The sequence below is a fragment of the Bacillus sp. SH7-1 genome (genome assembly GCF_008042405.1).
GTDB classification, from domain to species: domain Bacteria; phylum Bacillota; class Bacilli; order Bacillales; family Bacillaceae_G; genus Bacillus_A; species Bacillus_A thuringiensis_N.
Map to the genome: position 1 here is coordinate 1 of NZ_QNUD01000048.1, position 16,596 is coordinate 16,596.

Genomic DNA, 16,596 nt, shown 5'->3' on the forward strand with positions numbered 1-16,596 from the left:
TAATTGATGTATTAGTTATATTCATATAGAAAAGTAATGTTATTGGAACTAATAACATTATAGTGATGCCCCAAACAGTAATCTTAATGCCTGATAAAAAGAAAACAGCTCCATAAATTATAACTGAAAAAATAAAAGTTGATATTGGAACAAACATTAAAAATGTAAAAGTTCTTATTAAGATTAAATCCCCTAAAAAATCTTTTATTATGGAAACGTGTATTTTTTCCTCCTTGTATTTTTTCACAGTATCAACTATTTCTTTCTCAGATAAAAGAAAACACTTCAATCTATTAAACATAAAAAAACCCCTTTATATTAAAAAGATTAAAATATATACCAAACTGTTATTAAAATTCCATAAAAATAATTGTAAATTTTGTATAAGCATTTTTTTCACTTTCAACTGTAATTAAGGCGTGATGTGCCTCTATAATAGCTTTGACAAGTGCCAATCCAATTCCGGTCGATCCGTGCTTTTTAGAACTACTTGATTTATAGAATCGTTCAAAAATATGAGGTAATTCTTCAGCTGAAATTCCCTCTCCAAAGTCTTGGATTACTAGTTCTGTATAGATTGGAGAATTTTTGGCCTGAATCATTATTTTACCACCGGGTTTAGAATGTTCGATTGCATTCTTCAACAGGTTTAACAAAGCTTCCTGCATCCATAATTTGTCGTGAATAACGACTATTTCTCTTGGTGCATTCCAATCAATCAAAATATTTTTATCACTTATCATGCTTTGCAAGCGATTTAGTACTTCCTCAGTCGTATCTACTAAATTCCCTGGCTCTTTATCAAACGAAATCGCTTTTGCATCAATTTTTGCTACTTTTAACAAATTCTGAATTAAGACATTCATTCTAGAAATCTGAATATCATTATTTTGTAGTAATTGAGCTTGTTGCTCTCGGGATAGTTTCTCATTTAACAACATTTCATTATAGATAGAAATAGTTGAAAGCGGCGTTTTTAACTGATGAGATATATCCTGCAACATTTCTCCTAAAAACCGTTTCTCTTCAAGCAAATCATGCATATTTTTTCTAATGATATCCCTCATTGAACGAAATGAAATCGCCAGTTTCGCGAAATCCCCCTCTTTATTTTCATTGATGACAACCGAGTAATCTCCCTCGATTATTTTTTTTGCAGCTCTAGTAAGCTGGCTAATCTTATTGAAAATAATTTTTTGTTGCATGTAGTTTGCAACAAAAAGTAAAAATCCAAAAGCAATCAATCCCCACATCATAAATTGATTGTGATTAAAAATTAGATTATTTAAGTGAGGAAAAAATTTTGAATCCAAGTCTTCATATAATCCATATTGCTTTAGGATCTCTGTCCCTTTTTCCTGATATTTACTTGAGTGAGACGAATGACTTGATAAGACTTTCATAATTTCCGCTTCATTTTCTGGATTCTGCTCTACCAACCTAGCTGTAATTTCCCCCCATGTTGCAATAGAGTCTCTTTTCAAATGATTATAAAATAATTGTTGAATAATAAATTGGTAAATCACAAATATAGATAAAAGGACGGCTAGTATCGTCATATAGCTTTTTAACTCGGTATTTTTCATTATCTTGCTCACCCAATCACGTCCTTGCTCCAACGATAACCATATCCTCTTTCGGTAACGATAAACTGTGGTTTTTGAGGATTGTCTTCAACTTTAGCTCTTAAACGCTTTATGTATACAGATAACGTGTTTTCATCAAAAAAAACATTTTCTCCTTCTGTTATTTGTTGTAGGAGTTCATCTCTTTTTAATGCTTTGTGAGAATTCTTCATGAAATTCAATAGCAGCTTGTATTCTAAATTCGTCAATGTAATACTTTCACAATTTTTATAAACCTTGACTAGGTTCGTATCGATTCTTATATTCTCAGATCTTAAAATTTGAGATGGCGTTTCTAGCGACGCTTGTTTACGCAATTGTACTTTCACTCTGGCCATGAGTTCCCTAACCCGAAAAGGTTTGGTTATATAATCATCACCGCCTATATCCAGCCCCATTACCACATTTGCTTCTTCATCTAGTGCAGTTAAGAAAATAATAATCGAATTCTCGTTTTTCTTTTTAAAATACAAACATAAGTCATAACCATTACCATCTGGTAGGCCGATATCAAGGATGGACAAATCAAATGTATTGTGAACAAACTGGTGTTTAGCTTCTTTTACACTGGACGCTCTAATCACCTCATAACCTTCATTTCTCAATGAAAATTCGATGGCTATGCCAAGAGCTTCATCATCTTCAACTAGTAATATTTTTTTATTCAAGTATGCCCTCTCCTTTTTTTCCCTAGCTTATACTCCAATTACAATAGCCTGGCTATAATCTAGCCAGGCTTATAATATTATTGTTCTCTGATATTATCAATAATATTATCTTGTTGAATTTTTTTCAATGGATTTAAGACTGATAAATAACTAATTATTAAAGCTGAAACAAACGTAATGATACAAGCCTCATAGGGAATTGTCCATGTCATTTTCAACATATCAGATATAGCTAAATATATAATATAAGACAATATACAGCCAAAAAAGATTCCTTGTAAACTTCCAGAAAAACCGTAAATCAAAGCTTCATAGGTAATCATTTTTTTCAAATCCTTTTGTGACATACCAATGGATTTCAAAGCAGCCAATTCTTTTCGTCTAGTCATGATACTTATAGTTATAGTATTGAGGATATTAACGCTACTAATTAAAGAAATGACTGTGATAAAACTATATGCAAGTACTTGTAAAGTAAGTTTTTCTTCTTTTTTTGTTTTATTTTCTTGATAATTATTTACGATTGTAATGGAATATCTTTTTCCAATCGTGTTTTCTATTTCCTTAACTGTCGCGGAAGATTGAGTTACATCCTTTAATTTAGTTTCAAATCTATTCTCCTTCTTTTCGTTTACATTAGATATATTTCCAAGTGATTTCAATTGATGCAAAACTTGTTCACTATCAGCTAAATGATCTGAATTATTGTCCTCTAGCTTAATTGTAATATCCGATTTAACAGATAACTTATCAAAAGATTTAGATGCAAATGCAACATTCATTAAATACGAAAAAGTAATAAATAATACACTACTTATAATAATTGATAAAATTGTAATGGTATAACGATTTTTATTGCGCTTCACATTTTTCATAGCCATGCTCAAAGGAAAAGATAAAGGTTTTCTCAATATTGAATTCTTTTGTTTTTTGATTTGTTCCTTTTTAATTGACAACCTACTGCTGATTGCTAACAATGGGGAGATTTTCCCTGCAAAATAAGCTGGATACAAACTTGACGCTATTACAGAGAGGAAGGTAATTATCGAACTGATTAATAAAATCTTCCAATCAACATGGAATATCGAGACTCCTTTACTATTTTCCATTAAAAGTGAAAAAGTGAATTGAAGAGAGGCAAGTGCTATTAAGCTGCATATAATTCCTAATGGTATAGCGATAACAGCCAGAAAAGTAGCTTCTCTCAGCACGATTTGTCTAATTTGCTTTCGTGTTGCACCGATGCTTCTCAACAAGCCAAACTGCCGCGTTCGTTCCACGACACTAATTTGAAAAGCGTTGTAAATCACAACAACTGTCGCTATTACAACAATGCTGATAGTAATAATTAGCGTGGCCATAATCGAATTATTGTAACCTGGTTTCTCTAATTGAATTAATTCTTCACTTATATTAATATTATTCTCTCCAGAAATAGTCTTGATTCCCTCTAAAACCTCATTAAAGTTTGCTTCTGGGCTAATTCCGACTAATATTTTTCCTTCCCCAGCGCTAAACTTACGCTTATAGGTTAGTAACCGTCCCACTTTATTTTCCTGTGTATATGCACTATCACTTAGAAAACCTACCAATTTGTATTTTTTTTCATTTAATTCGAATGAATCACCTATTTGAATATTATCTTTTATATAAGGTAATACCCAGGGATCAACAGCAACTTCTTGATCATTAGATGGCAATCTCCCCTTAATAATACTGTATTTTAAAAACTTCAAGGCGTTATCATCAGCAAAATTCATTTGTACAGCAGCCTCTCCGACTTGGACTGTTTCTCCCTGTGACATTAAACCAAATGATTCAATTTGCGGGTTATATTTAATTTTTTTCAATATCGGTTCATCGTAATTTAATACAACAGCATGAAAAGAATACCCTTGCCTCTTTTTCGTATTCTCAATTTGAGAAATCTGAGTTCCGTTCATAAATAGGCCGATTGTAGAAATTAATGCTACAGAGAGTATGATTCCGATCAAAGTTAAAATTGTACGTTTCATATTCCCCTTTAAGTATCTCCTGCTCAATTGTTTATAATTACCAATCAAAATTAGTTTCCTCCCGTCTTAGGCTTATTCGTGGCTAGCCACTGATCGGAAATAATTTGCCCGTCTTCAATTGTAATAATACGGTCAGAAGTTGATGCGATTTTTAAATCGTGAGTAATCAATACAATAGTTTGATTATATTTTTTTGCTGTCAATCTTAATAAATCCATGACTTCTTTTGTATTTTGAGTATCAAGATTTCCTGTAGGCTCATCAGCTAAAATCAAATGTGGGCGATTTATAAGTGCTCTCCCAATCGAAACCCGTTGTTGCTGACCTCCTGATAATTCAGATGGTAAATGATTTCTTCTTTCATGAAGTCCCAGAATTTCAATAATTTCGTCCATATAAGAATTATCTATAGGTTCATTATCCAATAAAGTGGGTAAAGCTATATTCTCCTGCACATTCAATACAGGAATTAAATTGAAGAACTGAAATATAAATCCAACTTTTCTTCTTCTAAATATCGAAAGTTCATTATCTGGATATTTATAAATATTGTTCTCTCCAATAAATACTTTACCTGAACTTGGGCGGTCCAATCCTCCCAAAATATGCAACAATGTACTTTTACCTGATCCAGAAGCTCCTACGATTGAAACAAATTCCCCCTGATGTATTGTAAGGTTTATGCCCTTCAAAGCATCTACCCTACTATTACCTTCACCATAACTTTTGACGACATCTTCTATTCTTACGATTTCCATTCATATCACCTTATTTTCATTTTAAATTAATCTTGTACCTCTACAAAGTTTATTTTATGCTGATTATTCGATGAGACCTTATCAATCTCTTGTAAAACTTTGTTTACTTCTTGTTTGTTTTTATAATCAAAATCACGTTTTTTAAATTGAATTAATTTCATTATTGACTCTGATTCAGAAATTGCATTATAGTCTTGGTCTTTTAGGATAACAAGGTTCATGGGGTCATACCCAATCCAAATTTGCTGTTTAACATACTGGGCAGGTACCATCTTACCGTTCAAATTCAACTGGTTATTTTCAAAATTATCCACCGTAGGATTATCACCCGCATAAGAAAATAATAGATTCTGATCACTAGATACTTTATTTTTATCTTTCACCATCTCAGATATAGTAGATGCTGAATGCGGATCTTTTCTAGCTCTTAGAAGTCCCCTATTAAATAATTTTACCGCGGTAGAACTATTGATAACTGCATATTCTGTAGTATTGATTTCAAATTCTTCATTTGTATCATTTTGTTTCTTATCTTCTTCTGATAATTGGGTCTTTCTTATTGTAGTGACGTACTTAACTTTATAGTCTATAGATTGCTTAATATCATCTTTAAATTCTTGTTTGACTTTTTCTACATCAGCTGCAGTACCACTAACTAGAATCCCATCGACTGGTTGTCCTGGACCTTGCACATAACGTTTTACTCCTAATCCTATTCCTATAAAAATGGCAATAACCACCGCATAACTTATAATTTTTTTCATTAGAATACTCCTTTAATAAATGATTTATATCTGGATTATAGATGAGATTTTTTCATAAGTTAATGACTTCTATCTAACTATGTGACTTCTAATCTTTGTAAGATTAGAAGTCACATAGTTTATATTTTATGTCAGAAGACTCCCTACTTAATTTGTTTAATGGTGGGATAGCGCTGGTAGATTTTTTCATAAGTTAATGACTTCTATCTAACTATGTGACTTCTAATCTTACACTTTTGTAAGATTAGAAGTCACATAGTTTATATTTTATGTCAGAAGACTCCCTACTTAATTTGTTTAATGGTGGGATAGCGCTGGTAAATAGATGGGAGATACTGTCGAAAAAAGATAAAAATGATTCAATTATTTTATTGGACTTTCCATAAACTTTCACATAAAACGTTTATGTATAACCAAACAAAAATGGATTTAGTTTATTATATCGTACAAAAAACTAAAAATAATTGATGAATACTGTTAATACCAATAACGACATGAATCATTACGGAAAACATACCTTCATAAGTGAAATACTAAAAAAATTGAAAAGACAACACTTTGAGTCCTTAAAAAGTTACAACCCTATGAAAAACAAGATTGTAACCAAAAATAGCCTGAAAAGAGGAAGAAAATGATGGAACAAAGAAAATACTCAGTAACACCTCAAAATCGGATGAATTATATACTAGGGCTTTATTCCGCAAATTAATGCCGTTCTTTATTTTCCTATAGGTATATCAAAAAAAATACTTGAACAATCAGTAAGGATAACGTTACAATTACAGCCTGTTTTAAACAGCCGTTTTGTAGAAAGTGATATGCCTTACTGGGGGGAACTTTCATCTAGTACTAACTCACCAATTTGTTTTTTTGCAGAAGGAAATGATTAAAATCTTGAAATGATGGCAATAGATTTTATTAAGCAATCCGGAGATCCTATTCAGGGGCCTATGGTTCAGACAAAATTATTACGTAGTAATTCAAAAAATATATTAGTTGTGAAATTATCTCATCTTTGTTCAGATGGTGCCGGAGTCAAAGAATATATTAATTTTGTTGGGAACAATTTATACTCAACTTTCTCTGGGGCATTCTAGCGAAGAAATTATAAAGAGACTTAATGAAGAAAATGACGGTTTTCGTGATCAATCACCTGTATTCAAATATACTGGAATAATAAACATAAAAAGTGCGTATCGTCCCAGCCAAGAACAACAAGCAGCGTTATGGTCTTTTCCATCTCAGCCTAATAAAAATGCTTATCCAAAAATGGCCGTGCGACGGTTAAGCCATGAGCAAACTCTACGTTTAATCCAATGGACAAAACCACAACAAGCTACCTTAAATGATGCAATCATGACTGCATACTTCCGCTCCTTATCACATTTTGCTGTGTATGCAGAACCTCGCACCTCAGAAAAAATGATTGGTTTAACAATTGATTTACGCCGATATCTCCCTAATCATACAACTGGTTCAATTTGCAACTTATCCGGGATGGAAATGCCAGTGATTAAAATGGAAAATGATGACTCATTTAATCAAACTCTAGTTCGGGTCAAAGAATCAATGGATACAATAAAATCTCAAAATCCAGGTCTTTCTTCAGCCGCAGGAATGGAGTTACTGGCAAGTAAAAAGCTATCTGAAGTGAAGGAAATGTATAAACAGCAATACGAACTGGCTTTACAAATGGGAATGGCTTTACCGTTACTTACTAATTTCGGATCGATAGCTGATGAACCTATTAAGTTTGGTGAAGTTCAAGCTCAGGACGGGTATTTAACATCACCAATTATGTATGCACCATTCTTTACAATGGGTGCAAACTCTTACAATGGGAGACTTACATTTACAATTGGTTATCATTCGCCAGATACTACAAAAGAAAAGGTAGAGCAATTTTTAGAAAGTGTGGTCAATCAACTATCAAAATTGTAATGGGAGTATCACCCTAAGCTCAATAAGTTAAGTTTATAAATCTAGCCAGGAAGATTCCTTACTCAAGGAACGCGAAGTAAGTATGTGAGAGATGAACTTGCTTCGGACATAGGATGGAAGGAAGCCAGTTTAGTTGTTCGCCATACATGGTGGAGTACCGGCCCATTCCCATTAACCTAAGAAAACAGATGTGAGATACTTCAAAATATTAGCTTGATGCACATGGTTCGGTGCCCTCATATGCTTGGATTAAAATCATTACAAACAGCTTTTAAAAAAATGCCGCAATAGAAGTTATGCATATAATCAAAAAAGGACAACCTACCCAAGGTGAATAGGTTGTCCAAAATTATAAACTCTATGGTTTAACAATATATAATTCAGTTCCACTAAAAGTCTTTTATTCTCTTTTCATATCCTACTATTTTTGCATCCGAACGAACAATAGTTAATTAGAATAATGACTTAATACTTGCTAGAACAGTAAGTATTCCTATAACGATTACAAATACATTGCTCATTTTCCCTCTGTATTTTGCTAGTACTGGTACTTTACGAATCGCATACATCGGTAATAGACATAAGATAGCAGCGACTAACGGACCGCTAAGTGCATCAATGATTCCAAGAATACTTGGATTTGTATAAGCAACATACCAGCATGTTAATACAACAAAAGTAAGAATCATTGTCTTAACTGTTTTTTCTCCTATATTTTTCCCACGTTTTTTACCGGACTTGATAATCATGTCACGCATTACCTCATACGCTCCTATATAATGCCCAAGGAAAGACTTTGTAATGGCCACAAACGCAATGATAGGAGCTGCAATCGTGATTACTGGCGAATTAAGCTCATTAGCAAGATATGATAGGATTGACAAATTCTGTTCTTTTGCCACCTTAAGATCATCTGGAGTCAAACTTAAAGTACTGCTCCAAACAAAGAACATAACAACAGCGAATGTCATGATATAACAAACTTTTTGTATTTGAGCACACTTGGCATCAGTAGCGTCTATTCCATACGTAGCTCTCTGTTTCATAACGAATGACGAAATCATAGGAGAATGATTAAACGAGAATACTATGATTGGTAGTATCATCCAAATCGTTCCGAAATACCCTATTCCAGTTGAAGCAGTAGAAACACTTGAAAAACTTAGCATTGAAGTATTCCATTGTGGAATTAAAGATATTGCAATAAAAAGTAGAGCAGCAATGAAAGGATATACTAACATGCTCATTATCTTTACAGTAATATCTTGACCAAAATTCAGTATAGTGATAAGACCGAGTACTAATACAAGTGATAAAATGGCCCTTGGAGGCTCTGGCCTGTGTAATTGATGCACAATAAAACTACTTGCAGTATTTGTAAGTGCAACCGAATACATCAGCACGATCGTATAAATTGAGACGAAATATACGATGTTAAAAACGATACTTGCTTTATTTCCGAAATATTCTCTTATTGTACCTGTAATCCCCTCGTCAGCAGAACTTGAAGCGTATATCATTTTAGCAAGCGCCCTATGTGAGTAATACATAACAGGATATGCAAGTATGGTAATTAACAGCAATGATAATAAACCACCTGAACCTGCATTAATCGGTAAAAAGAGCACCCCTGCTCCAATTGCAGTTCCAAATAGACTCAATGCCCAGGTAGTATCCTGTTTATGCCACTTTTTAGGATCTATATATTTCTCATTTTTTACTGCCGTATTCTCAGCTTGAAATTCTATGTTTTTTGCAGTATTCCCATTCATATAATAATTCCTCCTTGTGTCCTATTCTTATTTCTCTATTTAAGGCATAGGAATATAGACTGTTCTTCAAAAATGAATTGCTTATAAAATGCGCTACATCGTATATCTTTCTTGTAAGTTAGTCCAAATCAAAAAATTAGCAAAGCATCAACCTAACGGGTTTGTTACCACTTACAAAATGTTTCAATTATATAGTAGTATATTTTATTGGTAGTTCCCTCAATATACAGCCATCCTTAGACGAACGATAAAGAATAGTTTGTTAACCTTTTCACAATATAGCCGATAACTGTTCATTGATTTGATTGTTTCTCTCCAAATATTTTATTTTTAATGGCTATCCCTGTAGGTGTAGCCGCAATTCCACCTAAACCTGTCTCTCTTAATTCTCGAGGCATCTGTCTTCCAACTCTATACATCGCTTCAATAACTTCGTCAGCATTGATGATATTGTTTACACCGGCTAATGCGATGTCCGCTGCTGCTAAAGCATTTGTCGCTCCAATGGCGTTTCTCTTTACACAAGGAATTTCTACCAAACCAGCGACCGGATCACAAACTAAACCGAGCAAATTTTGTAATGCAGTTGAAAAAGCTTCAGAAGATTGCTGTGGCGTTCCACCTGCAGCTTCTACCGCAGCTGCAGCCGCCATTGCTGAGGCACTGCCTACTTCAGCTTGACATCCTCCATACGCTCCTGAAATACAAGCGTTGTTTGCTACTATCGTTCCAAATAGCGCTGATGTGAATAGAAAATGTATCATATCTTCATGACTTAACTGCAACGTATCTTTAATACTAAATAGGACTCCCGGAATCGTCCCACTTGCACCTGCTGTTGGAGTTGCACAAATAGCTCCTAATGCAGCATTTACTTCATTAACGCCGATAGCACTTTGAATCCCTAACACCATCAAATCTCCAGAAAGAGTTTTCCTATTTTCTCGATAGTTTTTAATTTTTACTGCATCACCTCCGGTTAAACCGGTAGGAGAAAATACACCGTCGCCCTCGATACTTTTATTTATAGCATTTTGCATAGTTGCTAAATTTCGTTCCATTTTACTCCAAACTTCTTCATAAGAAGTTTTAGTTTGTTCGATTTCCTGTTCAATTGCTAATTTATAAATTGGCTTTTGTCTTTTATTAGCTGCATCCACAATTTCTTTTATGGCCATATACATATTTTTTCACTCCTTAATGTAACTAAAGAATAATAAGATTAGCTATATTGCTTAAATTCCCTAATTCCTCCTGAGCATTACCAGGCAATAGCGAATCCAAAGCGAATGCATATAAATATTTTGTTTTATCTTTCAAACTATGAAAGTTGTTAATTTCAACATCATATTGTTTAAATATTCTGCGTAAGACAAATTCAAAGTCAGCTCTTTCTGAAATCGCAATAACAACTGGCAATGGCCCCTGCAGTTCTAAGCTAAATCCGTCAATTTCAACATGTTTGACTTCAATCAATCCACCACCGACCGAAATACCCATCGTTCTAATACTTCGACTGTCATCCTCTAAATATACATCTGCCGTATTTGGATGACCGGCAGGACTATCACCTGATTTTTCAAAAAAGGTAATATCAATTCCTTTAGATTCTGCTATTTTAATAGCATCTGGTACTTTGGTGTCATCGGCAGCAAAGCCTAATATGCCAGCAATTATTGCAAAATCAGTTCCGTGACCTTTATGGGTTTCAGCAAATGATTCATAATACTTTACCACAACTTTTTTTGGAAGACCTTGAAATAATTTATTAGCAACTGTTCCAATAGACAAAGCACCTGCAGTATGTGAACTTGAAGGACCTATCATTATGGGCCCAATCACATCAAAACAACTTTTGTATTTAACAACCTTTTTTTCTTTAATAGATGCTACATTTATGTTCATATAAGCACCCCCATAGTTTATTATTTTTAATTGCTGTTGAATCTAAGTTATTAGAATGATAAATTCAAAATAAGATCCGTTTGATAGCGCTTTCTATATTGAGTTGAATAAACTTTCCTTTTGATCCACAACCCTTCATATAGTAATCATATCAGTATGTCCAATTTTAGAAACTTACTCGCAAGTTCTTTAGAATTTTTGAACCAAAACGAGGTTTGATATTTTCTCTAGAGGTCATAAATTACCTCTCGACGCCCTCATTATAACTTGTATATTTATGAGTTCAATCTTTTTTTATTTTTAGAAAGATTGAATAGACAGAATTTTGAATGGGTAATAAATTACACTTAGTATGCAACAATTATGTCCTTTGTTTTAAGCTGTATTAGTTAATAGAAAAGCAAAAATAATACAGAGTTACTTTCGTTAACACATTGATTATATTGGAAAATTATTATAAGAATACTTATATTGTCCTTGGTTGGAACATCTTATTTTGGACGTGAAAGCTGTTACAATAAATAATTTATGTAGATGGAAAGGAATACACGAATCAAACATAAAACAATTAATGTATATTAATTATGAATTTCGCATCAATATTTATTATCAGAAAAGAGGAACTTCTTTTACTAATCTTAACATAAATTAATACTTTAGCAGTATTCACTACTTTAAAATTAAATATATTCTTTTTATAAAGGTTCAGCATTATGTCTGTTTTAGCGCAAATGAATGATAAGTTCCATATAACAATATGGACTTTTTATACTGTTTTCATATGAAAATCCTCTTCATAACGCAAATAAAAAAGGGCTATTTCAGCCCTTTTTTATTTATAAATCCTCTATATCATATTCAGTATATCCCTCATAATAGTAACTAATATCAATGCCTCTCATGAATACTTCACGGCTATTAATTTTATCTACTAATGCATTTTGGAGTAAATGCTTATTTTCGCTTTTTATTTAGAATAATCTCTCATATGTAATTAAGATTTTTCACTCTCTGTAAAAAGTGATTTATGTTCTACTGGAGAAGAAAGCACTATTAAGGTTGTAGGCTTTCCGTACTCTAAGCACAAATTAATATAGTCTTCGAGTGTATGTACTGATTCTGTCACTACCTTTGTTAGATAACTATACATACCGGCAATACGGTGACATTCGACCACATCTGAATGTTCCATTGCGAACTTTTTATATTTGTTGCAATCCCTTGGTTCCATCAAAACAAACACAGTAATATGTTTTTTTAATTCTTTCGGATTAACAATCGTGCGATAACTTATAATTACCCCCTGTTCTTCTAGTCTTCTAACTCGCTCTGTAACAGAAGGAGAACTCAAACCTACCAGTTTTCCTATTTCAACCATACTTAAACGTGCATTTTCCTGAAGATGTGAAAGAATCTTTAAATCTGTTTGATCCATTCATGTACCTCCCCTTAATTAATTAGGAATACAATTAATAATTCTTAAATTATTTAAAAAATTATAATTAATACATAAATTATAGCATGTTATCTTTTTTTTAAACTTTATATAATTGATATCAATTCATGAAAGAGAGGCTGATTATCTTGACACAACAATCATTGAAACGTTCAATTACTTGGGTACAAGGGACTGCATTAACCATAGGAGCTGTGTTGGGTTGTGGAATTCTTATATTGCCCTCAATTACTGCAAATAGCGCTGGACCAGCTTCGCTTTTATCTTGGGTTATCATGTCTATATTAGCTTTTCCCATTGTCGCAACTCTAGCGGTTCTTGCTAAAATGATTCCTAGCGCAGGAGGAATTACAGCTTATGTTCAAATGGCATTTAATGCAAATACGAGTGTAATCCTAGGGTGGATTATGTTAGGATCTATTCCTATTGGAGTACCTATTATCGCTTTAACAGGTGCCCATTATATTGGCTATGTTTTTCCAATAAGTAATGCAGGAGTTATAGGCATTGCGGCATTAATTTTGTTTACTTCTTTACTCTTACATATTAAAGGAATTGAGTTATCATCAAAAGTAAGTGCGTTTGTCATTTGTATAATTTCACTTTTGATAATTGTGGCTGTTGTCGTTTCTATCCCCTATGTAAAATTAAGTTTTTTTACACCTTTTGTACCAAACGGATGGTCTTCTGTTGGAGCTTCTTCTGTAATTATCTTTTTCTCATTTGTAGGATGGGAGATGATAACCCCATTAGCTGAAGAGTTTAAAAGACCTGCTAAAGATATTTCCATTAGTCTATTTTTAGGAGCAATTTGTATCTCAATTATTTACATTGCAATATCTTTTGTAACAATAGGGACTCACTCCTATGGTGATAAGAACCAGATAACTTCCCTTAGTATTCTAATATCAAAAGGATTAGGACCAATAGGTACATATATAACCACTATTTTAGCAATTTTTATTTCGTTTAGTGCTGTACATGCTAACATTGCAGGTTTTTCAAGAATGATTTACGCCCAAGCTAGAGAAGGACATTTCCCTTCCTTCTTTACTAAATTACATTCTAAATCCCAAACTCCAACTAGGGTTTTACTAGTTTTAGGCGGAATTTTTAGTTGTATTTTAATTTTTTATGGTATAGCACGACCAAATTTAGAGATGCTTCTAAAAGGCCCTAGTGTAATTTTTATTACCTCATATATTTTTACAATGCTAGCTGCTCTTAAGTTATTAAAAGTTAAAGATATAGGTTGGTGGATGGCCTTCCTGTCTCTAGTTATATGTATTTTTGTATACTCATTTAGTGGTTGGGCGATTTTCTATCCAGTAATTCTATCATTCATAGGTTGGATTTATATACTTATAAATAATAAGTCCAGCACTGTAATCAATCATCAATTAGATACATCTAATGAAAAATAGTTTTATAATTTCTATAAACTAATTCTACAAATTATATACTGTTATTAACACTATCAAGGCTGGAATAGATAAAAATTCTGCTAACTTATAATTAGCTCAAATTAACTTAATGAAATATGGATAATTATGTTTATTCAAGAAAAAACCAGGATAACTTTTTAAAATCATCCTGGTTTTTTCTATATAAAATGAATTTCGTTATTTTTAGTTCCCCCCCTATATATCTATACATACTATCTTCTTATTTATATATTTACCTTCTCTTCTCCATCATCCTGTTTTTCAATTAAATTTAAGTAAAAATGTATGACAGTTTTGTTGTAATACGGAGAGATGTAAATAAATGATAGATTAAATGTAAACATATCGACATGTTGCATATCCAGCATATGTTCAAATTTTTACTGTATATGGTGTAGTAATAGATACCACATCAAGGGAACATCAAGGGAACATCAAGGGAGAATTCAGTTACAGTTGTAAAGATTTGTTACTGAGGATACTCCAATGATTAAAAATTTATTTTTTAAGATTTTCACTGAAGAATAGTAAATGGAATATTGTATAATCAATTAAAAAAACAGCAAATTTACAGATTGAGAAAAAAAGCCAAGTGCATTACACTCGGCTTTATGGTCGATTAAACAATTTTACTTCAGACGTATTAAACTGATGTAGATAGTCTTTAGTCGAAGTATAACCTGAATTCATGAGTGTTTTCTTTTCTTCTTCTGTGATATCAAAATTAATCGACGGCGTAAAGAATGTATTGATAAATACAGTGCGGGCAGCATCTTCTTTGGTTGTTTTTCCGCTCTCATGACCTTTGATCATGGTTTGAGACAAATTCCATGCAAAATGAATAAGAGAATGGCCAATATGATGTTCTGTTGAAGTTGCGATTTGTTTTAACATGGCAATCTCGGCCTGAGATTCTAAACGGAAACCTAGTGTTTCTTTGTTGTAGACAATTTCATCTGCAGGATCAAAGAAAGATGCATTGTATTTCGTGTGTAAGCTTCTTAATGTAGAATAATCCTCCGTATTGCTTACCAGTTTATTAACCTCGTCAATCGTATCTGTGGTCGTGAAGTGTTCTTCTTTATTCACAAAACTTTTCCGATCAAATAAACGAATTGGGTAGTTATCGAGTACACCTCCGTCTACATAATAATCTTTATCCCATTCCACAGATTTAAAAAAGAATGGGATCGACATCGAAATCCGCACAGCAACTACTAACGGGACATCAGGTGTCGTTTCGCGAGAAAACGTACGAAGCTGGTGTGTAGAAACGTTCGTTCCTTGGAAAAACACGTCTTTTCCTGTTTTGTCATACAACTGCTGAAAGGTTGTATCCTTATCCCCTGTCCACTTTTCAACGATGTTTCCTACCCACTCAGTAAAGAAATCCCCTTTATAGATACCAAAACCATCAAAAAATAAACGAATGTTATCTTGTACAATCGAAAAATCATCATCTTTAAACGCTTTGAAATTCATGTCTTTGTGGATTTTCACAAGATCTGCGAATGGAATGGAAAGACCTAAAAGTAATGCAGTAATCGCTCCCGCTGAAGTCCCTCCAAATCGTTGTATTTCTGGTAAAATCCCTTCTTCATTTAGTGCACGGATGGCACCGATATAAGCGCTTCCCTTTACTCCGCCACCTTCAAATACTAAGTTACGAAATGGATATTCCATTATATACCTCCAATAGATAAATTTTTAATCTGTTATAGTATCGGAAGTATATTAAAATATATCCAAATGTTATTAAAAACGTTTCATTTCATGCGATACGTATGGGAGAATTAACTTTATTCAATGGATGAATTCTTTGAAAGAGAAGGAATTTGCTTTACACTAATAACAACTAAACATTACCTTAATATAATCATTTACAGTTGTTTGCACATTCAAATCACATCCTTTTCAGTGTTGGCTTTTTCTATCTCAAATACTATTACACAACTTTTCCACCTACTATATTAATAAGGTTTAATATTCGATTAAAAAAATTTAGATAAAAAACCAAATCCACAAATCATACCAAACAATTATATTGAATAATATAGTATTAATACTTCCACACTTATCACCTATTTAATTTATTGGACATTTATACTTCGAAAAATTACACATTATTCATAATTGGGGTAAATGTCCAAAAAATAATTTAAATATGTTATTATATAACATTATTACAAGTTTTTTGTAAAATATAATATATTTTAAGATAATTTAAAATCCGTTTTTCTATAAGAG

The 16,596-nt window shown here is 32.7% G+C and carries 11 protein-coding genes and 4 pseudogenes; 2 read left to right on the top strand and 13 right to left on the bottom strand.

Going from position 1 to position 16,596, the window contains the following annotated elements; genetic code table 11:
• The 6 genes and pseudogenes from DN390_RS31000 to DN390_RS27615 all read right to left on the bottom strand — a co-directional run.
• Positions 1-301, bottom strand: a pseudogene (locus DN390_RS31000) (hypothetical protein); the annotation flags it as partial.
• Positions 302-350: 49 nt separating this feature from the next.
• Positions 351-1,586 (bottom strand): HAMP domain-containing sensor histidine kinase, encoded by a 1,236-nt coding sequence (locus DN390_RS27595; protein WP_147809025.1) that lies wholly within the window; start codon positions 1,584-1,586, stop codon positions 351-353.
• Between the two features lie 8 nt (positions 1,587-1,594).
• Positions 1,595-2,293: a response regulator transcription factor gene (locus tag DN390_RS27600; RefSeq protein WP_001035094.1), complete on the bottom strand. Its 699-nt coding sequence runs from the start codon at positions 2,291-2,293 to the stop codon at positions 1,595-1,597.
• A gap of 77 nt (positions 2,294-2,370) precedes the next feature.
• On the bottom strand, positions 2,371-4,356 hold the full coding sequence (locus tag DN390_RS27605; RefSeq protein ID WP_147809017.1) for an ABC transporter permease: 1,986 nt from the start codon (positions 4,354-4,356) through the stop codon (positions 2,371-2,373).
• Between the two features lie 2 nt (positions 4,357-4,358).
• Positions 4,359-5,066 carry an ABC transporter ATP-binding protein gene (locus DN390_RS27610; RefSeq protein ID WP_098131280.1) on the bottom strand — a complete coding sequence of 236 codons (708 nt, stop codon included), beginning with the start codon at positions 5,064-5,066 and terminating at the stop codon, positions 4,359-4,361.
• A gap of 26 nt (positions 5,067-5,092) precedes the next feature.
• Entirely contained in the window at positions 5,093-5,830 is a 738-nt protein-coding gene (locus DN390_RS27615; RefSeq protein ID WP_147809018.1) for a lipoprotein BA_5634 family protein, read from the bottom strand.
• Between the two features lie 634 nt (positions 5,831-6,464).
• Here DN390_RS27615 and DN390_RS27620 point away from each other — a divergent pair.
• Positions 6,465-7,771: pseudogene (locus tag DN390_RS27620) on the top strand (condensation domain-containing protein).
• A 452-nt stretch (positions 7,772-8,223) separates the two neighbouring features.
• Here DN390_RS27620 and DN390_RS27625 read toward each other — a convergent pair.
• From DN390_RS27625 to DN390_RS27645, 5 genes and pseudogenes are all read right to left on the bottom strand, one after another.
• Positions 8,224-9,543 (bottom strand): aromatic amino acid transport family protein, encoded by a 1,320-nt coding sequence (locus tag DN390_RS27625; RefSeq protein WP_147809019.1) that lies wholly within the window; start codon positions 9,541-9,543, stop codon positions 8,224-8,226.
• Between the two features lie 293 nt (positions 9,544-9,836).
• A complete protein-coding gene (gene sdaAA, locus DN390_RS27630) occupies positions 9,837-10,727 on the bottom strand; it encodes an L-serine ammonia-lyase, iron-sulfur-dependent, subunit alpha (RefSeq protein WP_147809020.1) in 891 nt (296 codons plus the stop codon).
• Between the two features lie 22 nt (positions 10,728-10,749).
• Positions 10,750-11,448 (bottom strand): L-serine ammonia-lyase, iron-sulfur-dependent subunit beta, encoded by a 699-nt coding sequence (gene sdaAB, locus DN390_RS27635; protein WP_147809021.1) that lies wholly within the window; start codon positions 11,446-11,448, stop codon positions 10,750-10,752.
• Between the two features lie 836 nt (positions 11,449-12,284).
• Positions 12,285-12,410 (bottom strand): annotated as a pseudogene (locus DN390_RS31720) (protein adenylyltransferase Fic); the annotation flags it as partial.
• A gap of 32 nt (positions 12,411-12,442) precedes the next feature.
• Positions 12,443-12,883 (bottom strand): Lrp/AsnC family transcriptional regulator, encoded by a 441-nt coding sequence (locus DN390_RS27645; RefSeq protein WP_147809022.1) that lies wholly within the window; start codon positions 12,881-12,883, stop codon positions 12,443-12,445.
• 149 nt (positions 12,884-13,032) lie between these two features.
• Here DN390_RS27645 and DN390_RS27650 point away from each other — a divergent pair, with 149 nt between their 5' ends.
• Positions 13,033-14,328, top strand: coding sequence for an APC family permease (locus tag DN390_RS27650; RefSeq protein WP_147809023.1), 1,296 nt, complete (start codon positions 13,033-13,035; stop codon positions 14,326-14,328).
• A gap of 245 nt (positions 14,329-14,573) precedes the next feature.
• Here DN390_RS27650 and DN390_RS31810 read toward each other — a convergent pair.
• Positions 14,574-14,699 (bottom strand): annotated as a pseudogene (locus DN390_RS31810) (DUF975 family protein); the annotation flags it as partial.
• Between the two features lie 259 nt (positions 14,700-14,958).
• The gene (locus tag DN390_RS27655; RefSeq protein ID WP_147809024.1) at positions 14,959-16,032 is read right to left on the bottom strand and encodes a patatin-like phospholipase family protein; all 1,074 of its coding nucleotides are present in this window, start codon (positions 16,030-16,032) and stop codon (positions 14,959-14,961) included.
• Positions 16,033-16,596: the final 564 nt, after the last annotated feature.